At 61.7% G+C, this 20,190-nt stretch carries 20 protein-coding genes and 2 tRNA genes; 12 read left to right on the top strand and 10 right to left on the bottom strand.

From position 1 onward, the window contains the following. Window positions 1-267 precede the first annotated feature (267 nt). The gene (locus BMW76_RS19160; RefSeq protein ID WP_090867829.1) at window positions 268-864 is read left to right on the top strand and encodes a chorismate mutase; all 597 of its coding nucleotides are present in this window, start codon (window positions 268-270) and stop codon (window positions 862-864) included. Here BMW76_RS19160 and BMW76_RS19155 read toward each other — a convergent pair. Both BMW76_RS19155 and BMW76_RS19150 read right to left on the bottom strand, forming a co-directional pair. Beyond that, window positions 861-2,051 carry an exonuclease domain-containing protein gene (locus BMW76_RS19155; protein ID WP_090867827.1) on the bottom strand — a complete coding sequence of 397 codons (1,191 nt, stop codon included), beginning with the start codon at window positions 2,049-2,051 and terminating at the stop codon, window positions 861-863. The two genes, BMW76_RS19160 and BMW76_RS19155, sit on opposite strands and share 4 nt — an antisense overlap. A gap of 333 nt (window positions 2,052-2,384) precedes the next feature. Beyond that, window positions 2,385-2,588 (bottom strand): cold-shock protein, encoded by a 204-nt coding sequence (locus BMW76_RS19150; protein ID WP_090867825.1) that lies wholly within the window; start codon window positions 2,586-2,588, stop codon window positions 2,385-2,387. A 411-nt stretch (window positions 2,589-2,999) separates the two neighbouring features. On the opposite strand from BMW76_RS19150, the gene BMW76_RS19145 reads away from it, so the two are divergent. Together BMW76_RS19145 and BMW76_RS19140 are read left to right on the top strand one after the other, a co-directional pair. After that, window positions 3,000-3,242, top strand: coding sequence for a hypothetical protein (locus BMW76_RS19145; protein WP_090867823.1), 243 nt, complete (start codon window positions 3,000-3,002; stop codon window positions 3,240-3,242). A gap of 526 nt (window positions 3,243-3,768) precedes the next feature. Continuing rightward, window positions 3,769-4,932, top strand: coding sequence for a porin (locus BMW76_RS19140; protein WP_090867821.1), 1,164 nt, complete (start codon window positions 3,769-3,771; stop codon window positions 4,930-4,932). A gap of 143 nt (window positions 4,933-5,075) precedes the next feature. Here the strand turns inward: BMW76_RS19140 and greB are convergent, their stop codons facing one another. Next, window positions 5,076-5,651 carry a transcription elongation factor GreB gene (gene greB / locus BMW76_RS19135; protein WP_090867820.1) on the bottom strand — a complete coding sequence of 192 codons (576 nt, stop codon included), beginning with the start codon at window positions 5,649-5,651 and terminating at the stop codon, window positions 5,076-5,078. A 120-nt stretch (window positions 5,652-5,771) separates the two neighbouring features. On the opposite strand from greB, the gene BMW76_RS19130 reads away from it, so the two are divergent. Continuing rightward, window positions 5,772-5,848: transfer RNA gene (locus BMW76_RS19130), tRNA-Arg, on the top strand. Window positions 5,849-5,952: 104 nt separating this feature from the next. On the opposite strand, the gene BMW76_RS19125 is transcribed toward BMW76_RS19130, so the two are convergent. The 5 genes from BMW76_RS19125 to BMW76_RS19105 all read right to left on the bottom strand — a co-directional run bounded on the left by BMW76_RS19125 (window position 5,953) and on the right by BMW76_RS19105 (window position 10,855). Continuing rightward, the gene (locus BMW76_RS19125; RefSeq protein WP_090867818.1) at window positions 5,953-6,444 is read right to left on the bottom strand and encodes a phage protein NinX family protein; all 492 of its coding nucleotides are present in this window, start codon (window positions 6,442-6,444) and stop codon (window positions 5,953-5,955) included. 75 nt (window positions 6,445-6,519) lie between these two features. Beyond that, entirely contained in the window at window positions 6,520-8,907 is a 2,388-nt protein-coding gene (locus BMW76_RS19120) for a RelA/SpoT family protein (RefSeq protein WP_090867816.1), read from the bottom strand. 77 nt (window positions 8,908-8,984) lie between these two features. Then, a complete protein-coding gene (gene rpoZ / locus BMW76_RS19115; protein WP_087737994.1) occupies window positions 8,985-9,188 on the bottom strand; it encodes a DNA-directed RNA polymerase subunit omega in 204 nt (67 codons plus the stop codon). A gap of 62 nt (window positions 9,189-9,250) precedes the next feature. After that, window positions 9,251-9,913 carry a guanylate kinase gene (gene gmk / locus BMW76_RS19110; RefSeq protein WP_090867814.1) on the bottom strand — a complete coding sequence of 221 codons (663 nt, stop codon included), beginning with the start codon at window positions 9,911-9,913 and terminating at the stop codon, window positions 9,251-9,253. A gap of 18 nt (window positions 9,914-9,931) precedes the next feature. Continuing rightward, window positions 9,932-10,855 (bottom strand): YicC/YloC family endoribonuclease, encoded by a 924-nt coding sequence (locus tag BMW76_RS19105; protein ID WP_090868004.1) that lies wholly within the window; start codon window positions 10,853-10,855, stop codon window positions 9,932-9,934. A gap of 392 nt (window positions 10,856-11,247) precedes the next feature. Here BMW76_RS19105 and rph point away from each other — a divergent pair, with 392 nt between their 5' ends. From rph to BMW76_RS19085, 4 genes are all read left to right on the top strand, one after another. Then, complete coding sequence (gene rph, locus BMW76_RS19100; RefSeq protein ID WP_090868002.1) at window positions 11,248-11,988, top strand: ribonuclease PH; 741 nt, start codon at window positions 11,248-11,250, stop codon at window positions 11,986-11,988. Continuing rightward, window positions 11,981-12,625: an RdgB/HAM1 family non-canonical purine NTP pyrophosphatase gene (gene rdgB / locus BMW76_RS19095; protein ID WP_090867812.1), complete on the top strand. Its 645-nt coding sequence runs from the start codon at window positions 11,981-11,983 to the stop codon at window positions 12,623-12,625. The genes rph and rdgB overlap by 8 nt, the downstream gene beginning before the upstream one ends. Then, the gene (hemW, locus tag BMW76_RS19090; RefSeq protein WP_090867810.1) at window positions 12,622-13,836 is read left to right on the top strand and encodes a radical SAM family heme chaperone HemW; all 1,215 of its coding nucleotides are present in this window, start codon (window positions 12,622-12,624) and stop codon (window positions 13,834-13,836) included. Before rdgB ends, hemW begins: the two co-directional genes overlap by 4 nt. 57 nt (window positions 13,837-13,893) lie before the next feature. Further along, a tRNA-Ser gene (locus BMW76_RS19085) sits at window positions 13,894-13,983 on the top strand. Between the two features lie 369 nt (window positions 13,984-14,352). Here the strand turns inward: BMW76_RS19085 and BMW76_RS19075 are convergent. Further along, a complete protein-coding gene (locus BMW76_RS19075; RefSeq protein ID WP_090867806.1) occupies window positions 14,353-14,784 on the bottom strand; it encodes a hypothetical protein in 432 nt (143 codons plus the stop codon). Window positions 14,785-14,801: 17 nt separating this feature from the next. After that, the gene (locus BMW76_RS41195; RefSeq protein WP_177200427.1) at window positions 14,802-15,821 is read right to left on the bottom strand and encodes a hypothetical protein; all 1,020 of its coding nucleotides are present in this window, start codon (window positions 15,819-15,821) and stop codon (window positions 14,802-14,804) included. A 501-nt stretch (window positions 15,822-16,322) separates the two neighbouring features. On the opposite strand from BMW76_RS41195, the gene BMW76_RS19065 reads away from it, so the two are divergent. The 4 genes from BMW76_RS19065 to BMW76_RS19045 all read left to right on the top strand — a co-directional run bounded on the left by BMW76_RS19065 (window position 16,323) and on the right by BMW76_RS19045 (window position 20,131). Continuing rightward, window positions 16,323-17,345, top strand: a complete 1,023-nt coding sequence (locus BMW76_RS19065; protein WP_090867803.1) for a hypothetical protein — start codon at window positions 16,323-16,325, stop codon at window positions 17,343-17,345. A 54-nt stretch (window positions 17,346-17,399) separates the two neighbouring features. Then, a complete protein-coding gene (locus BMW76_RS19060; RefSeq protein ID WP_090867801.1) occupies window positions 17,400-17,906 on the top strand; it encodes an energy transducer TonB in 507 nt (168 codons plus the stop codon). Window positions 17,907-18,400: 494 nt separating this feature from the next. Further along, window positions 18,401-19,708 (top strand): MFS transporter, encoded by a 1,308-nt coding sequence (locus tag BMW76_RS19050; protein ID WP_090867797.1) that lies wholly within the window; start codon window positions 18,401-18,403, stop codon window positions 19,706-19,708. Window positions 19,709-19,951: 243 nt separating this feature from the next. Beyond that, window positions 19,952-20,131 carry a hypothetical protein gene (locus BMW76_RS19045; protein ID WP_090867795.1) on the top strand — a complete coding sequence of 60 codons (180 nt, stop codon included), beginning with the start codon at window positions 19,952-19,954 and terminating at the stop codon, window positions 20,129-20,131. The last annotated feature ends 59 nt before the right edge of the window (window positions 20,132-20,190 follow it).

Here is a 20,190-nt window from a genome sequence, read left to right as displayed (position 1 = left end):
GTGCGCTTCGCATAGCGAGGCGCGGAATCTGTGCGCGTTCTGCGTTTATGTCTGTCGTGCCGCAGCGCGGATTTCCTTCTCCATCTGAGCGCCGGCTAATCGCGCGTCAACGTGACGCACGCGCGCTCGTCCGTATTCGCTGACTTATCCCTACGTCTTCGCGGCTGCGTCGCGGCCGTCGATGTATGCATGCGCGACGCATGCTGTGCGCTTCGTCTATTCTTCCGTGTTTTTCTTCCTGCGCAGCTTCCGGCTGTCTCAAGATTAATGATCCGTTCGCTCTACCTCAGCGCGCCTGGCGCGATCGCGCTCTCCTTCGCCCTCGCCTTCGCGCCAACGCCGGCGCGCGCCGATGGCGACGACACCGCGCTCACCAATCTGATCGCGCTCGTCTCGCAACGTCTGTCGCTGGCCGAGCCTGTTGCACGCTATAAGTGGGCACATCATCAGCCGATCACCGATACGCCGCGCGAACAGGCGCTCCTCGCCGACGTCGAGAAGCGCGCGACGAAGGCGGACGTCGATCCGGCTTTCGCGCGCGCGTTCTTCCAGGATCAGATCGACGCGAGCAAGGACGTGCAGAACGCGCTGTTCGATTCGTGGCGTGCAACCCGGCCGCCCGAAGGCGCGGCGCCCGATCTCGCAACCAGCCTGCGGCCGCAACTGGACAAGCTGACTCAATCGTTGATCGCTGCGCTCGTGCGCATGCAGACGCTGCGCGCGCAGGACGATTGCCCGACACGCGTCGCGCGCGGCATCGATAACTGGAAATCGCTCACCCGCTACGACAACACGCGCAATGCCGCGCTCACGCGAGCGCTCGGGCATGTGTGCGAAGCGGGGGGCGTCGGGGCGACGGGCTAGGCCGCGTCGATGGCTGCCGTCGCTGGCGCGGCCACGGCAGCGGCGTTGTTGTCGGCCTCGCCCGGCGCGCGGGACAGCGGCAGCACGCGCAATCCGCGCGCGAGGTGCGTCTGGAGGATGCGCCACGTGGGCAACTCGAACGCGCCACGCGTGCCAGCAGCAAGCAGCGCCGCAGCTTCGGCCAGCGACGGCGCGTGTCCGAGATAGCGCCAGCCGTCGACGACATGAAAGACGCGCGCGCCTTCCGACGCATCGCGCTCCTCGAACGCAATCGCGCCGTCGTATGGCCAGGGCGCATCGACGGGATCGGCGCGACTCACGCGCGGCACACGGTTGAGCGGCGGGCGCAGCGTCGCGATCCACTGCGCTTCCGCTAGCAGCGCGCCGATCTCGCCGCCTGTCGCGCGCCACTCGACCCGCCGCACCTGCTGCGCAAGCCTGATCTCTTTCGACGAACGGCGCTCGCCCGTCAGATGCGCGCGCAGACGCTGCCGCACGCGCACGCTTCGGCCGACGTACAGCGGCGCGTCGTTCTCTCCATAAAACGCATACACGCCGCAGCCAGCCGGCGCGGTATCGAGGAGATCTTCGGTGATATCGCCCGCCAGCTGGTAACGACGCATCGTCTTGTCGATCTGCGCGCGCAGCACGTCAACAGGGACCAGGCCGTGCAGACGCTGCCAGAATTGCCAGAGCAGATCGGCATCGGCAAGCGCGCGGTGTCGATCCAATGGTACGAGCGCGTGCCGCTCGACAAGCGCATCGAGTCCGTGGCGCTTTTCCGCCGGAAACAGCGCGCGCGACAGGCGCACCGTGCACAGCACGTCCGGATTGAACGCATAGCCCGCGCGCTGGAACTCATTGCGCAGGAATCCGCGATCGAAACTGGCGTTGTGCGCGATGAAGAGCCTGCCATCGAGCCGCGCGAACAGATCGGCTGCAATCGATTCGAACGTGGGCGCGCCGCGCACCATGTCGTCGGTGATGCCCGTCAACTGCTGGATGAATGGGGGAATCGGCTGGCCGGGATCGACGAGGGTGGTCCAGCTGGACGCGCCCCCCGGCCCCAATTCGACGATGCCGATTTCCGTGATCCGATGAGTGCCTGTGGAGCCGCCCGTAGTTTCGAGGTCGACGAAGGCGATCGGCACATCGAGGGCCGGATCAGGCAGAAATGGTACGGACATGGGAAAACTTGTGCAATGCGGGAATTGGTACAAGTATGCCCTATCGACGGCATTGCTTGCGCACGGGATTCTCAGGTCATCGGAATTGCGCTCGCCCTTTTACTGTCCGCCGGATTATATTTATTCGACTTCCCTGTCATAAATAAATCATCAATCAGGGATTACGCCTAGTTTCCGGCGTTAATACGGATGATCTGCACGTGATAGGAAACGCTTACGAATTCTGTCCGCCGAAGCGGCGTGGATTCGGACGCCGCATTAACGCTGATTGCGCGACAAATGAAAAACCCTCGCAAGGCGAGGGGTTATCTGACAGCGGAGATTCGATGAAGATCAGAGCGGCTGGATGTTGGCAGCCTGCTTGCCCTTCGGGCCGGTCTTGATATCGAACGACACGCGCTGGTTCTCCTTCAGCGATTTGAAGCCTTCCGCACGGATCTCCGAGAAGTGCGCGAATAGATCCTCGCCCCCCGAGTCGGAGGTGATGAAGCCAAAGCCTTTAGCATCGTTAAACCATTTGACGATACCGGTTTCCATATTCCACTTTCCTCGATATTTGACTAAACAGGCAATGCCCTTTAATGCTGATTACGATTAACGAATTTCAAAAAACGGAAATATATGCGTGAAGCACAGATCAGCGTCCCGCTATCGAAAATTCAGCATGGCATTTATACGGGGAACCGGATGGAGGCGTCAAGCGGTTTCAAATTGGCGTTTGTACGTTCGTCAAAGCGATAGTAATGGTGCGCATAGCACCGGAACTTCTTTAAGTCCGCGGAATAAAATCGGTCTCTATTGCCGGTTTCCGTCTGCTATAACAAAGACAGGCAAGCAAATCTTTCCGCGATGTAACAAATCGTGTCTTTCGTAAGTGTTTCCACGGGTTGTTAAGGTAACACGTGAGTCGCAAGATTCTAGCCAGCAGTTTGCAATTGGAGAAATGCCATGCTGTTCGATACCCTCCTCCGCATCGCCGCCCAACTGTTCCGCTCTCCGAAAGACGCATCGCGCGCTGATGGCGCTGCGCAGCGCACATCCGCGCTGGAGTTCGATCCGATGTGGCACGGCGATCACTGGCAGAACCTGCTGTCATCCCCAATGGACGCACGTCACTACGTGATCGAGGATTGGAGTCTGACGCCGGGACTTGAATTTGCTCCTGTCGTTCCGGATGGAAAGCATCATTAAATCGATGCGCGGTAGGAGCGGGTAAAAAAAGCGCGACTTGGAGAAAGTCGCGCCGACAAAGGTTTGGAGATCTTTTTCGTCAACGAAAAAGTCTGCTTCGAAAAGCAGAACTTTTAGTATAGCGCCGGACGGGAATTTGAATAGATGCGCATCTCGCAAACTACTATTTCAATGCTGACAACAATCTGAATTCCGCCATTTTCGCGTTGTTTTCGCACATCATTTCGTGTCGTAATTGAACAACGCGTAAAGGTTGACACCCTCCGCTGGCACGACTCAATCAGCCGGAAAGCCTTTCCGAATAAGGCTTTCACGCTTCCGCTCGATAATTTCCTACCGCGTAATACTTTATTGCGAAATTCGGAACGGCCATCTGGCGAGCCACGTCTCTACACTTTGCCTACCCGGAAACGAACGCACGTCGGTCACCGTGCGTTGTTCACGCGATTTTGCCTCTCGCAGCGCTCGCGTGAAGTTTCCTTCAAGCCTGGGTACTAGAACCCATCCTGTTCTCGGAGTTACAAAGATGAAAAAGACTCTCATGGTCGCTGCCCTGACGGGCGTATTTGCAACGGCTGCGCATGCGCAAAGCAGCGTCACGCTGTATGGCTTGATCGACGCCGGCATCACCTATACGAACAATCAGGCAACGGGCCCGAACCAGGGTCACAGCAACGTCCAGATGACGAGCGGCTCGGTGAACGGCAGCCGTTTCGGCCTGCGCGGCGCTGAAGACCTCGGCGGCGGCCTGAAGGCGATCTTCACGTTGGAAAACGGCTTTGGCATCAATGACGGCACGCTGAAGCAAAGCAGCCGTCTGTTCGGCCGTCAGGCGTTCGTCGGTCTCGCAAGCGACCAGTTCGGCGCTGTGACCCTCGGCCGTCAATATGACAGCATGGTCGACTACGTCGGTCCGCTGTCGCTGACGGGCACGCAATACGGCGGCACGCAGTTCGCCCACCCGTTCGACAACGACAACCTGAACAACTCGTTCCGCGTCAACAACTCGGTCAAGTACCAGAGCGCGAACTACGCTGGCTTCAAGTTCGGCGCGTTGTACGGCTTCTCGAACCAGGCTGACGGCTTCGCAAACAACCGCGCATACAGCGCTGGCGCGTCGTACAGCTTCGCAGGCTTCAACCTCGCTGCTGCTTACCTGCAACTGAACAGCAACGGCGCAACGGGCGCGGCGGCTGCATTCAATGGCAGCGGCGCAGTCACGGGCGACAACACGTTCTTCGCTGGCCGCCAGCAGACGTGGGGCGCAGGCGCGAACTACACGTTCGGCCCGGCAACCGTCGGCCTCGTGTACTCGCAGACGAACCTGTCGCAGTGGGCAGGCATCAACCAGGGTGCGTCGGGCAACCAGGGTCTGCAGAACCGCTTCGGCGGCAACAGCGGTCACTTCCAGAACTTCGAAGCGAATGCACGCTACGCTCTGACGCCGGCTATCAGCATCGCCGGTTCGTACACGTACACCCGCTCGAGCATCGCCGGCGAGCGCCCGCACTGGAACCAGTTCAACCTGCAAACGGCCTACGCGCTGTCGAAGCGTACCGACGTCTACCTGCAGGGTGAATACCAGCAAGTCAGCGAAAACTCGCTCGTCAACGCGAACATCAACGGTCTGAACGCGTCGGCCAACGAGAAGCAAGTCGCTGTGACGGCTGGCCTGCGTCACCGCTTCTAAGCATCAGCAGTACTCGCAGCATGAAAAAGGCGCCGCTTGCGGCGCCTTTTTTTCGTCCTCGTTTTCCGCGCGGGTCCTCGTTTTTCGGTCCTCGCTGCTCTTCATCGGCGACGTCGCGGCCATCACAGCGAGACTTTCGCCGCCTACGCGTCCCCCTCTTCCTCACGAGTCGGATAGCTCACGTCCAGCACATCGATCGCCTGCGGTCCTGCGGGCGTATGCAACGTCACCTGATCGCCGATCTTCGCCTTCAGCAACGCGCGCGCAACGGGCGAGATCCAGCTGACGTGCCCCTCGTCCAGATTCACCTCGTCAACACCGACGATCTTCACCGTGTGCGTCTCGCCGTCTTCCGTCGCGTATTCGACGGTCGCGCCGAAAAACACCTGATCCGTGTTTTCCTGCCGGCTGCTTTGCACGACCTCGGCCAGATCGATGCGCTTGGTCAGAAAGCGGATACGACGGTCGATTTCGCGCAGCCGCCGCTTGCCATAGATGTAGTCGCCGTTCTCGGAGCGGTCGCCATTCGACGCCGCCCACGACACGAGCTTGACCACCTCCGGCCGCTCGTCGTCGATCAGATGCAGCAGTTCATCGCGCAAGCGCCTATAGCCGGCCGGCGTGATGTAGTTCTTCGCGCCCGCAGGCACGTCGGGTTGAGAGGCTTCGAGATCGTCGTCGTTCTCGTCAGTCGATTCTTTAACAAAGGCCTTGTTCATGATGATTCAGCGTTCAAGCGGACATCCCTATACCAAGGGTACATGATACGGCTACTGTCACAAATTTCAGGGTTAGCCCTTCCCTTTTTCCGAGACATTGCTATAATCTCATTTCTGCGTGCGGCTGTAGCTCAGTTGGATAGAGTACTTGGCTACGAACCAAGGGGTCGTGGGTTCGAATCCTGCCAGCCGCGCCACCCATGAAGGGCCTTCCATCCGGAAGGCCCTTTGTCTTTCTTCGGCCCCTTTCTGCGGCCGCTTTTGCCTCTTTCCCCGATCACTCTGCGCCTGAGGCCTCGCATCAACGCGGCGTCGACTTGATATCTCCGATTTCGCCATCCGGCTTCGGCAGTTCGTTCTCGATGCCCAACGGAGAAGCCTGCTCGCCGATCGGCGTCGCGCGCATCCCAAAGAGCGCCTGAGGCTGGCGCAGCACGTCGTTGACGGTATCACCGAACCGGCTGATCACGAAGGCCCTCAGCAGCGCGTTACGCAGCGATTCACCATGCGCCGATACCGTCCCGCGCCCGCCCTCGAACTCGGCGACGCAATGCGCCGCGCCCTCGCGCGTGCGCTCGCGCACTTCGAGCCGCTGCGCGCGTTCGAGCACGACGGCCGCCGCTTCCCAAGACGTCGACGGCGTGAAGCGTCCATCCCACGGACGGCCGCGGTCGTTGCCGCGTATCGACACGACACGGCCGCTATCGGTGAAGTGGATTTCGCGCACGAAGTCGTGCAGGCTGCGTGCGACCCAGTAGTCGAGCGCGAGGCCCGAGAGATCAGCTACGTTCATCGCGTTGTTCCCGTGAAAACAGGCAAGGCTTGCGCGCAGTCGTGCAAACGGCGCGCCCGCCGCTCAACTTCGATTTCAGTAATCGGCGCGCTCGCGTTCGATCCGCATGCCGCCGTCGTGATGACGATGCCCTTCCTCGCTCGGGCGTTCGCGCGCGATGCGCATCACGTCGGGATTGGTGCGCACGCGACGCATCACGTTCGCGAGATGCACACGGTCGCTGACCTGAATGACGAAGCGCAGGAACGTCGATTCTTGCGACTGGTCTTCGTCCATCGCAATGTGGACGATGTTCGCGTCGGCGGACGTGATATCCGCCGCGACGCGCGCGAACACGCCCTTGGTATTCTTGACCAGCACCTTGATCGCGACGTCGAACAGACGCCCAGGCTGCGGCGCCCACGCGACGTCGATCCAGCGGCCCGGGTCGCGCCTGTGGATGCGCTGCGCGACGCGGCAATCCGTCGTGTGGATCGCCATGCCGAGGCCGATGCCGATGTAGCCCATGATGTCGTCGCCGGGAATGGGCCGGCAGCACGCGGAAAGCTGCACCGACATCCCTTCCGTGCCCGTGATGACGACGGGCGGCGCACTCGGCGTCGCGCCCTGTTCGGCACGCGGGTTTTCGTCGTCGGCTTCGTGGCCTTCGCGGCCGCTCATCAGCACTTCGATGCGCTTGGCCATCACTGCGGCGACGCGCCGCCCGAGGCCGATATCCGCGAAGATTTCCTGACGGTTCTTGTTGCCCGTCCACAGCACGAGTTTGTCCCACACTTCCGGCGTGACGTCGGCGAGCGACAGCCCGTAGCCTTTGAGCGACTGATCGACGAGGCGCTCGCCCAGCTGCACCGACTCGTTCAGGCGCATCGTCTTCAGATAGTGACGGATCGCGGTACGCGCCTTGCCCGTACGCACGAAGCCTAGCCACGCGGGATTCGGCTTCGAATACGGCGCGGTGATCACTTCGACGATATCGCCGCTCTTCAGCTCGGTGCGCAGCGGCAGCAGTTCGTTGTTGATCTTCACCGCGACGCACTGATTGCCCAGATCGCTGTGGATCGAATACGCGAAGTCGAGCGCCGTGGCGCCGCGCGGCAGCGCCATGATCTTCGACTTCGGCGTAAACACGTAGACGGCATCCGGGAACAGATCGATTTTCACGTGCTCGAGGAATTCGCTCGAATCGCCGACTTCGCTCTGAATGTCGAGCAGCGACTTGAGCCACTGATGCGCGCGCTTCTGCACGTCATTCAGATCGGCACCGCCGTTCTTGTACAGCCAGTGTGCGGCGACGCCCGCCTCCGCGATCTCGTGCATCTTGCGCGTGCGCACCTGGAACTCGATGGGCGCGCCGAACGGGCCCACCAGTGTCGTATGCAGCGACTGGTAGCCGTTGACCTTCGGAATCGCGATGTAGTCCTTGAACTTGCCCGGCACCGGCTTGTAGAGCGCGTGCAAGGCACCAAGGCACGTATAGCATTCGAGCGCGCTCTCGACGACCACGCGAAAGCCGTATACGTCGAGCACCTGCGAGAACGACAGCTGCTTGTCGCGCATCTTCTTGTAGATGCTGAAGATGGTTTTCTCGCGGCCCGTCACTTCGGCGTCGAGCTTCGCATCCGAGATCGCGCGCTGCACCGATTCGAGAATCTTGCCGACCACTTCGCGGCGATTGCCGCGCGCCGCCTTCACAGCCTTTTCGAGCGTCGCGTAACGATGTGGATTGAAGTTCGCGAAGCTCAGGTCCTGCAACTCGCGATACGTGTTGTTGAGGCCGAGCCGGTGTGCAATCGGCGCGTAGATGTCGAGCGTCTCGCGTGCGACGCGGCGGCGCTTTTCGGGCGGCACGGCGCCGAGCGTGCGCATGTTGTGAAGCCGGTCCGCGAGCTTCACGAGAATCACGCGCACGTCGCGCGCCATCGCGAGCAGCATCTTGCGGAAGTTCTCCGCCTGCGCTTCCTCGCGATTGCGGAACTCCATCTTGTCCAGCTTCGACAACCCGTCAACCAGTTCCGCGACCTTCGCGCCGAAGCGCTCCGCGAGTTCGGTCTTGGTCACGCCTTGGTCTTCCATCACGTCGTGCAGGAGGGCGGCCATGATCGACTGCGCGTCGAGCTTCCAGGCCGCGCAGATCTCCGCGACAGCCACAGGGTGCGTGATGTAGGGTTCGCCGCTTTGACGGTATTGCCCGAGGTGGGCTTCGTCGCTGAAGTGGAAAGCCGCTTTGACTTCCTTGATCTCTTCCGGGCTGAGGTAGCCGGACAGCGCGGACGTCAGCTTGGCGATCGAGACGACGTCATGCCGGCGCGGCTGCTCCGGCGTGGCGGTCGGTCCGAACAGATGGCGAAACGATTGTTCGAGGACCGCGTCGATGTACTTGCGTGCAGACGATGGCGATTCGCTATCGTGTTCGTGGGCAGCGTGTTCCACTTCCGTTGCGGATGGCGAGGGGTTAGTGCTCATGGTCGCCTCCGTTTTGCGATTGTGCCCGTCTGCACGCGTGGGTTGAGTTACATGACGATCGAAACTTGAAGCGCGCCTTAGACGGGCACCTTCTTCAGCATTTCGACGCCGACCTGGCCAGCCGCAATCTCGCGTAGCGCGAGGACCGTGGGCTTGTCGCGGCTTTCGATTTTCGGCGTGTGGCCTTGAGCGAGCTGACGTGCGCGATAGGTTGCGGCAAGCGCCAGTTCAAAACGATTCGGGATCTGTTTCAGACAGTCTTCGACGGTAATGCGGGCCATGTTGAAAATTCCTTCTCTGTATGTCGGTTATTCTACCTTATGTCCTCGAGAGCTCGCCCGTATCAGGCGTGCGGCAAGTGAATGCCGAGCTGCATGAAGAGCTCCGTGTGGCGCGCGTATTGCGACGTGAAGCGTGAGCGTGTCGCCGAGACGAGGCACTGCAGTTCGGCGAGCGCGTGATCGAAGTTTTCGTTGATCACGACGTATTCCGCTTCCGCTGCATGCGCCATCTCGCTGCCCGCTGCGAGAAGGCGTCGCGTAATCACGTTCGGCTCGTCCTGGCCACGCTTTTTGAGGCGCTCTTCGAGCGCTTCGAGCGAAGGCGGCAAGATGAAAATCTCGACGGCATTGCGGAACTGCTTCTTCACCTGCTGCGCGCCCTGCCAGTCGATTTCGAGCAGCACATCATGGCCGCTCTTCATCTGCTCTTCGATCCATACGCGCGACGTCGCGTAGTAGTTGCCGTGCACTTCCGCGCTTTCGAGAAACTCGCCCGCGTCGTGACGCGCGAGGAAATCTTCGACGGTCGTGAAGTGATAGTGCTCGCCGTCCTGCTCCTTCGGGCGCGGCGGACGCGTCGTGTATGAAATCGACAGACGGATCGCCGCGTCGCGTGCGAGCAGCGCGTTGACGAGCGTCGACTTGCCGGCGCCCGACGGCGCGACGACCATGAACAGGTTGCCGGGATAAACGCCTGCGTATGGATTGCGTTTGGTTTCGGTCATGCTGGTGAGACTCCCGTATTACTCCAGGTTTTGTACTTGTTCGCGCATCTGCTCGATGAGCAGCTTGAGCGTCATCGACGAATCGGCGAGTTCCTTCGCGGCCGCCTTCGAGCCGAGCGTGTTCGCTTCGCGGTTCAGCTCCTGCATCATGAAGTCGAGACGCTTGCCGACCTTGCCGCCCTTCTGGATGACGTGGCGGGTTTCGTTCAGATGCGCGGTGAGGCGCGACAGTTCTTCCGCGATGTCGATGCGAATGCCGTACATCGTCACTTCCTGACGGATGCGCTCCGCGATCTCTTCGCGCGACACGATCGTTGCCGCCGAATCCGGCGCGGCGATGCCGAGCGCTTCCTGCAGACGCTCGACGATCTTCTGCTGATGCTTCGCGATCAGCTCCGGCACGAGCGGCGTGATCTTCGTGACGATCGCTTCCATCTCGCTGACGTTGTTGAGCAGCATCGTCGCGAGCTGCGCGCCTTCGCGTCCGCGTACGTCGATCAGATCGCCGATCGCCTGCTTGCCGCATTCGAGCACAGCATCGCGCAGCACTTCCGGCGACACGCCGCTTTCGGCGAGCACGCCCGGCCAGCGCAGGATCTCGCCCGTGCGCAGACGTCCGGCGTCAGGAAACGCATCGAGCACGGCGCGTTCCAGCATCGCGAGCTGAGCGAGCGCATCGCGGTTGAGCGCGCCCGCGTTCGCCGCCTGCTCGCTGCGCTGCAGGTTGATGCGGATGTCGACCTTGCCGCGCGAGAGCTTGTTCATCAGCATTTCGCGCAGCGTCGGTTCGCAGACGCGCACGTCTTCCGGCATCCGGAAATTGAGGTCCAGGAAGCGCGAGTTCACCGTGCGCAACTCCACGGACACGCTGACGCCGCCGTTGCCGGATGCCGCTGCGAGTTCGCGCGTGGCGCTCGCATAGCCAGTCATACTGTAGATCATGATAGGTCTCGCGATTGCGGTCGGCGAATGTGCGATCGACATCGCACGACCAGGGATTCGAGTCGCCCGGCGTGTACGAGACGCGAGGCGGAGAACGCGCATTATCCCATTTTTGCCGGGCCGGCCGGACGCAGCGACCCGCCGCACGGCGCCTGCGGGTAAAGCCGGCCATCAGGCATTTTGCATGCGCCGCGACGCGAGCAAAAATCCATAGCGCGATGACACATGCATCGACGTTGTTCGGCGCTCGTGCTCGCCGTTCATGCTCCGACGCATCGGGCCGCATGGCCATCCGCGAGCCGGCAGGGAAACAGGCGCGCACGGGCGTCGCCGGACCGATCGGCGGTAAAATTGCAGTTTCCTTCCGCCCTTTCTTCCCTTCAATTCCGACGATGAACGACATCACGAAACGCCCCAGCGGCCGCGCCGCCGATCAGCTGCGCGACGTGCGCATCACACGCCACTATACGAAGCACGCGGAAGGCTCCGTGCTGGTCGAGTTCGGCGACACCAAGGTGATCTGCACGGCGAGCATCGCCGAAAGCGTGCCAGCGTTCCTGCGCGATCGCGGCCAGGGATGGCTCACGGCCGAGTACGGCATGCTGCCGCGCGCGACGCACACGCGCAGCGACCGCGAAGCCGCGCGCGGCAAGCAGACGGGACGCACGCAGGAAATCCAGCGCCTGATCGGCCGCGCGCTGCGCTCCGTGTTCGATCTCGAACGCCTGGGCACGCGCACGCTGAACATCGATTGCGATGTGATCCAGGCCGACGGCGGCACGCGCACGGCGAGCATCACGGGCGCCTTCGTCGCCGCGCACGATGCCGTCGCCAAACTGCTCGCGACGGGCCGCATCGAAACGTCGCCGATCACCGACTATGTCGCGGCCGTATCCGTCGGCGTGTTCGACGGCGTGCCCGTGCTCGATCTGGACTACGACGAAGACTCGCAGTGCGACACCGACATGAACGTCGTGATGACGGGCGACGGCGGCTTCGTCGAGATTCAGGGCACCGCGGAAGGCGTGCCGTTCTCGCGCGGCGAAATGAACGCGCTGCTCGATCTCGCGCAAAGCGGCATCGCGGCGCTGATCGCCAAGCAGAAGGCAGCGCTGGAGATAAAGGATGAATGACCGTCGCGAAAGCGCGGCGCTTTCGACACAGCCGGCGCTGCGCAAGATCGTCCTCGCGTCGAACAACGCGGGCAAGCTGCGCGAGTTCGCGGCGCTCTTCGGCAAGGCGGGGATCGAGCTGATTCCGCAAGGCGCACTGAACGTGCCCGAAGCAGAAGAGCCGCATCCGACCTTCGTCGAAAACGCGCTCGCGAAGGCGCGCCATGCGTCGAAGCTGACGGGCCTGCCCGCGATCGCCGACGACTCCGGCTTGTGCGTGCGCGCGCTGCGCGGCGCGCCGGGCGTGTATTCGGCGCGTTACGCGCAACTCGCGGGCGGCGAGAAGAGCGACGCGGCCAATAACGCGCGCGTCGTCGAGCAACTGAAGGAAGTGGACGACCGTCGCGCGTACTACTTCTGCGTGCTCGCGCTCGTGCGCCATGCGGACGATCCCGAGCCGCTGATCGCCGAAGGCCGCTGGCACGGCGAGATTCTCGACGCGCCGCGCGGCGCGAACGGCTTCGGCTACGACCCGCACTTCTACCTGCCCGCGCTGAACGCGACGGCGGCCGAACTCGATCCTGCCGTGAAGAACGCAAGCAGCCATCGCGCGATCGCGTTGCAGCAACTGTTCGCGCGGCTGAAGGAGGAAGCGTGAGCCACGCATCGACGACGGGACCCGGCGTGATCAAGGCGTTCACGTCGCCCGGCAGCATCCGTCTGACGTCGCTGCCGCCGCTCGCTCTCTACGTGCATTTCCCGTGGTGCGTGCGCAAGTGCCCGTACTGCGATTTCAACTCGCACGAGTCGAAGGGCGGCACGTTCCCCGAGGACGATTACCTCGACGCGCTGCGCAGCGATCTCGAACACGCGCTGCCGCTCGTGTGGGGCCGGCAGGTGCATACCGTATTTATCGGCGGCGGGACGCCAAGTCTGATGTCGGCGAAAGGACTCGATCGGCTGCTGTCCGACGTGCGCGCGCTCCTGCCGCTCGATGCCGACGCCGAGATCACGCTCGAAGCGAATCCCGGCACGTTCGAAGCCGACAAGTTCGCGCAATTTCGCACGAGCGGCGTGAACCGGCTGTCGGTCGGCATTCAGAGCTTCAATGAAACGCATCTGAAGGCGCTCGGCCGCATTCACGATGCCGCGCAGGCGCGCCATGCCGTCGAGGTCGCGGCGCAGACGTTCGACAATTTCAATCTCGATCTGATGTTCGCGCTGCCGAAACAGACGCTTGCCGAATGCCAGGCGGACATCGAGACGGCGCTGTCGTTCGCGCCGCCGCATCTGTCGCTGTATCACCTGACGCTCGAGCCGAACACGCTGTTCGCGAAGTTCCCGCCGCCGCTGCCCGACGACGACGCTTCCGCCGACATGCAGGACTGGATTCACGAGCGCACGCGCGAAGCGGGTTATGAACGCTATGAGGTGTCGGCGTATGCGAAGCCGCATCGGCAGAGCAAGCACAATCTGAACTACTGGCGCTTCGGCGACTATCTCGGCATCGGCGCGGGCGCGCATACGAAGCTGTCGTTCCCGAACCGTATCCTGCGGCAGATGCGTTTCAAGCATCCGGCGACGTTCATCGAAGAAGCGCGTTCGGGCAACGCCGTGCAGGAAGAGCATGAAGTCGGCGCGCGCGATCTGCCGTTCGAATTCATGTTGAACGCGCTGCGGCTGGTGGAGGGCTTTCCCGTGCATCGGTTCATCGAGCGCACGGGTCTGCCGATGACATCGATCGAGCCGGCGTTGCAGGAAGCGGAGCGTCGCGGCCTGATCGCGCGCGACTACGAGAAGATCGCGCCGACGCCGCTCGGGCAGGCCTTCCTCAACGATCTTCAGGCGCTGTTTCTGAAGGAGCCTTGATCGGCTCCATCGTTTGTTGCCCGTGCGCGAAGCGTTTCAGGTTACAATTTCGGGCTCGGAGGGTTGGCAGAGCGGTTGAATGCACCGGTCTTGAAAACCGGCAAGGCTTTACGGCCTTCGTGGGTTCGAATCCCACACCCTCCGCCAGAATCTCAAAAAAATCAGCAAAATCAAACAGTTAGCATCGAGCCCCGTCTCCGACGCACGATTTAACTATCAAACAAGTCAACTCCGTGTCGTGTTGGTGGGTCCTGATCCAACATTGGCAGACAAAGTCCAGCAACTCGATAAAACCGTCCGGATATACGATCTCCGCTCTGCAGTTGTGGGCGATGCCTGCGTGGAACGATGCCGACGAAAGCAAATCAGACAACTTCTCTGGCCACATTCGTCGCATCGCCCTCTCGACCTTCCTGTGATATCGGCGGCCGTTCGCATTGTGGCCGGCGTGCGCTTTGCGCGTGTATTTCTGGGCGAAGCAGCCAAGCTCGCCAAAGAAACGCTCCCGCTTCACGTTCATACCTTCAGTGAAAGCGACTCGCAGAGCACGGCCATTTCTGCGCCGCACGATGGCTCTAGAACGAACAACACACGACGGCCTGCTACCAGATCGCGGACGCATCTCTCTCCGTTCTGCTCACTGATCGCCGCTCGCTTTGAATCGTCCCTGCTATTCATCCATTGGAGCCAGGTGCGAACTTCGGCGAGTGAAAACGTGTAGCGTGGCGAAATCAGGAGCCTCGACGCGACATTCTGCCCAGCGAAATCAATCAGGCGTTGATGGATCACGCCAGAAAATCTTAGTGCCTCTACTTCGCCGCCAACCCGTCGGAAACGAAGCTCAAGCGTGCGCAATTCGGGATCGTGTTCGATTCCGGTCAACTCTGCATCATGAAAGCTCGGAAATTCTGAAACATTTCGGACATCTGTGTAGGTATCGGTGGCCATATAAGCTCCAGTAAAACTCATAACGGAGAAAAAGAAACGCCGGGCCCGCGCACTCCATCATCCCAATTGTGCGCGTGAGGAGTCCCCTGACCGTGGTCATGGTCAAAATCGAAATCAACAACGGGCTGGCCATCGTCGCCATACATGCGCATCTGACCGCTACCGGAATTCGTGTACCAGGTCCCCGGCTCGCCTTGGTTCGGAGTCTTGGCAATATCGAAGGATTCGCCGGCCGGCAAATCTGGTTCATAGCCGAAGGGCTGCGCATTGCCGAGCGGCGTCGATGCGTCGTCATCCGAACCGACGTCGTCCGCAAAGTTCTCAGCCATGTCGGGTGTGCCGTCACCATCAACGTCTGTATCTGGATCGCACCCGAGTACAGATCCGGCCATAGCTTCCACTACGCTGGACAGGCTACCGTCATCGTTAACGCTGCGCGCACTCAACGCGGCGCGCGCAGCCTTCAACTGCGCCTCTACGGTAGAGGGATCGTATGGCCCACTCAGCACCGGTTCACCATCCCATACCAAAGGCCCCGGTCCCGCATTCCTGAAGGCAGCCCACACCGTGCCGCCACCGCTGCCGAATTCGCCACCGCTGCCGAATTCGCCACCGCCTGACGTCGACGGCCATCGCAATGGCGCGGGCGTAGGCCGGAACGTCATCGGAAGCGAGCGCCAGTCACGATTGATGACGGGCACAAGCAGTCCGTCGCGGACGGCCTGTTTGAGTGCGCGCTCGATACCCGGGTTATCGGTTGGCAGGTTCCAGTAAACGACGTTCCGCTGTTCCCTCAAGAATGATCGGATCGCATCGATATCCGCAGCAATCGTTCGCCGGAAATCGTAATTGGGACGGAAATACCGGTCGAAGATGCGCTTGTCATCTTCGATTTCGCGCCCCCGTTCACGGCGCGCATCCCAGTTGGCGAAGTGGTCCACATATCCGCCAGAGAGGCTGTAGAAGTCCCTGGCGGGTACAAGCTTGCATTGGCACGTTCCAAAATTCAGCGGGACATGAAGGCTGTTGTAGCTCATAGGCAAGACCCATAGTCCCGCGTCCAGCGAAATGCATCCGTCAGGAACGACTTCGCGGCGTCGGCAGCGCGTTGCTTGTCAGCGTCCCGCACGAAGACATCGCGACGAAGGCGCGATGTCAGCGAGCGATCAGCCAGCCTGATTTCGTTACCCACTCTTCCTCCATGCGACTGGACAGTACTGGTATACCTAGCACAGCGCCGATCCCCGTTTGCAAAAGATCGTCAAGGTGACGCGGACGGAGCCGGCGCCGGCGCGCGAGCGACGTATCATCATTCATCGAACACACCATTGGAGAGCGAATGATCGTCACATCGCGAACACTTGGTCCGCTGCATTTCCGCTGCATTTTGAAGACCTTGAACCAAAACGGTTCGAAGACTGACTCGCCAACTCGTCTACAACTTCAAGACGTGGCGACGTTTAGAGGCGACGGGCCGATCCGGCTCCGACGATGGTTTCGATGCCGGCGGATATGAAATTATTGAGGTTGACAGTTCGTTGGCCTCTGAGGCCGACGATGACGAAGCGGCGGTCGTGGTGGGCATCAGTGATCACATGTGGCTCATCCAATGTAAGCGCGAGCGCGCGATCGGCCCGAAAAAGCTGCTTCAATATCTGGACGAAATCAAGCTGGGTGAGAACGAAAAGCTTCACGGAATCATCTTCACGGCGGCTTGCGACTTCTCCAAAGCGGCGCGTGACCTTTTTCGCGATCGCTGCATTCAGATGGGCTTGCAGGAATGGCATATCTGGGGCAAGGGGGAAGTCGAGGACAGGCTTTTCCGGCCCGAGAACGATGGCCTGCTCTTCGCCTACTTTGGAGTCTCGTTGACCATTCGGCGTCGCTCGCAACGGGCTGACCTACGGTCCAAGCTAGCGATGAAGCGCAAAGCGAATCGCCTACTCGGCCCCAAGGAGCACGGCAGTGTATTGCTGCGTTCGCCGGACGCACTGCAGTATCCCTATTCGGCCGAGATCCACAACTTCGAAAGGCTGCCTCCGTGGTACGTGCGCAGGTACGTAGGTCTCAGTCACGATGGACTGAAATTCTCGCTTCATCGACATTTCGCGTTTTTGTCCGACGACGGAAAGAGCTGGGACGCAATGCTGTGTTGTCATGACGCCACTCGCTTGCACGATGACCCCTGGACGCCTGAAGTGAATTCTCCGCATGTGAAGCGAGCCGAGGCATGGCGAATATGGAACGAACTACCCGAACAGAACAAAGCTTGGCTCGACATTGAAGGCATAGTGCCATTCGATACCGTTCTGGATATCGATGAGCTTGGAGATGAATGCTTCAGCGCACCGCACGCCTACGTGCCGTTCGATGGAGCCCATTCAAAAGCTTTCTCTCGCGTGTTGAAGGCAGCACCACATTCGACCGTCGTTGCATCTGGCTCGCAGACCCTCAGAGCGACCCGCGTGGAGAGGCAGTCAGCGCATGACGGCAAGCACCGCGATCCGCGCCCAGACGCCCCATCGCGTGCCACCACTCACATCCGTAGCAACGCTCATTGAATCGCCATATGCATCGCCTACGATGAAGAGACATCTCGCGTGCGAGTAATTGCGATGCCCACCCTCTCGCTTCACAGCCGCATTCATCGAGCAATCAGGCGAGCGGCGGCACTCGCTCTTGTGCTGTTCGGCACAGCAGCGTGCAATTTTACGTTCACGCCGCCTCAACGACCGGCGGCCGTCGTGCCGCCCGCCGCTATCAACAGCGCGACGCTCGATCAGTACCGTTCGGCCGTCGCGCAACGCATCGTCGAGCGCAACCCGTCTTATGTGCTGCGCGGCAATCCGCAGGCGATGCTGCGCTCGCTCGTCGTCGTATCGTTCGTCGTCGATCGCAATGGACAGATCGTGGCATCGTCGGTGTATCGCACGAACGGCGACGATGAAGCGGAGGGCACCGCGCTCGCCACCTTGCGACGCTCGGCGCCGTTGCCGCTGCCGCCCGCGAAACTGCTGAACGCGAAAGGCCAGGTCGAGCTGTTCGAAGACTGGCTCTTCAACGACAACGGCAAATTCCAGTTGCGGACGTTCGCATCGCCGCAAGCGCAGACGCTCGACTAACAGAAAAGCGCGCCGCAATCGGCCGCACTACGAACGCGCGCCTTGCTGCGCGCCGCCCGCGGTCGTTATAATTTTTTTAAACGCCCGCCGGGTTCGCCGGCGATCGCTGCGCGCCACGAGCCTATCCGCTCGACTCGCGCGCAGCCCGACCGTCACGTTGCCGCGCCACCCGCGCCCGCGTCCGTCCCGTTTGCATCGTGCACCGCTTCGACGTCACGAGTTCTCCACGACGCTCGAAGCCGTCAGCACGATGCAAGCTGTCGAATCGTTGCAGTTGCAACGTCGCGCGTCGCGAGTGTCCGCGGCCTGAATCGAACTTGCATCGCGCTTGCACCGCCTGCATCACCGTTTGAGCCTCGCTTTGCATCGCGGCCAGTGCCGCCGTTTGCACCGCTGTTTCCACGATCGCGCGCGCACTCGCTGCGCTCACGCCAGACACACAAAGACGCACCGCCCGCCCCTCGCGGCAACGTCACGACATTTGGAGACCCTGCATGTCCACCTCGCCTTTCTCCCGCGCGCAGTCCGGCGCGGGCCGCCAGAACAGCGCGTCGCGCGTGATCTTCGCTAGCTTCATCGGCACCGCGATCGAGTTCTACGACTTCTATGTGTACGCGACGGCCGCCGCGCTCGTCATCGGCCCCGTGTTCTTCCCGCACGGCTCGGCGACGGCTCAGGCGCTGTCGGCGTTCGTCACGTTCGGCATCGCGTTCATCGCACGGCCGATCGGCTCGTTTCTGTTCGGGCACTTCGGCGACCGCATCGGCCGCAAATCGACGCTCGTCGCCTCGCTGCTCGTGATGGGCCTGTCGACGACGCTGATCGGCTTCGTGCCCGGCTACGATTCGATCGGCAGTCTCGCGCCTGTCCTGCTGTGCATCCTGCGCTTCGGCCAAGGCATCGGCCTAGGGGGCGAATGGGGCGGCGCGGCGCTGCTCGCCACAGAGAACGCGCCGGCGGGCAAGCGCGGCTGGTTCGGCATGTTCCCGCAACTCGGGCCGTCGATCGGCTTTCTAGCGTCGAACGGACTGTTCTTCGGTCTCGCGCTGTCGCTGTCTGACGAGCAGTTTCGCAGCTGGGGTTGGCGCGTGCCGTTCATCGTCAGCGCCGTGCTGGTCGCGCTCGGCCTGTACGTGCGCCTGAAAATCGCCGAGACGCCCGCGTTCCAGGCGGCGATCGAACGTCACGAGCGCGTGCGCGTCCCGGTCGCGACGCTGCTCGGCCGCCATCTGTGGCCCGTGCTGCTCGGCGCGTTCGCGATGGTCGTCTGCTACACGCTGTTCTATATCTCGACCGTGTTCTCGCTGTCGTACGGCGTATCGGCGCTGCACATCTCGCGTCAGAGTTTCCTCGGCATGCTTTGCGTCGCCGTCGTGTTCATGGCGCTCGCGACGCCGCTCTCCGCGTGGGCAAGCGACCGCTTCGGCCGCAAGCCGGTGCTGATCGTCGGCTGCGTCGCCGCGATCCTGTCGGGCTTCGCGATGGCTCCGTTGCTCGGCAGCGGCTCGATGCCGCTCGTGCAGCTGTTCCTGATCATCGAACTGTTCCTGATGGGCGTGACGTTCGCGCCGATGGGCGCGCTGCTGCCCGAACTGTTCCCGACCAACGTCCGTTATACGGGCGCGGGCGTCGCCTATAACCTCGGCGGAATTCTGGGCGCATCGGTTGCGCCGTACATCGCGCAGATGCTCGCCGCGCAGGGCGGCCTGTCGTGGGTTGGTCTGTATGTGTCGGCTGCCGCCGTGCTGAGTCTGCTCGGCGTGCTGTGCATGCGCGAGACGCGCGATGCAAGGTTGATGTAACCCTTCGCGCCGCCGTCTATTCCGACGACGCAAACGGCCCCGGCGCAAGCGACTTGCGCCGGGGCCGTTCTCGTTCTGTTTGAAGCCTCAAACGATCTCGAAACCGAAGGCCGCCGACGATACGAAAACCGGCGCGGAAAACCCGACTCCGGGCGAATGCGGACAGGGAAACCCCCGTTCTCGCCGCCCTTTTTGGCATGCCTATACTCGAATCGACAATAAGGCGGTTTGAGGGAGGCATCGATGGACTTACATCTTCACAACGCGGACGTCGTCGTGATCATCGCATTGGCGCTGCTGGGCTCGCTGCTGCTTGCGCTGCGCTTCAAGCCGGCGACGTGGAAAGGCATTGTCGTCGAAGCGGTTGCGGCGAACGCGGCGGCCATCGCCGCCGTCCTCGCCTTCGAGATGCTGATGGCCTGAGCGGCGGTCATCAGCATCTGTTACCCGGTCAGCGGTAGTAGTAGTCGTGATGATGGTGA

The sequence above is a fragment of the Paraburkholderia diazotrophica genome (assembly GCF_900108945.1).
Lineage (GTDB): Bacteria > Pseudomonadota > Gammaproteobacteria > Burkholderiales > Burkholderiaceae > Paraburkholderia > Paraburkholderia diazotrophica.
The sequence above is the reverse complement of the archived record's forward strand: the minus strand, read 5'-3'. Positions and strand labels throughout refer to the sequence as shown.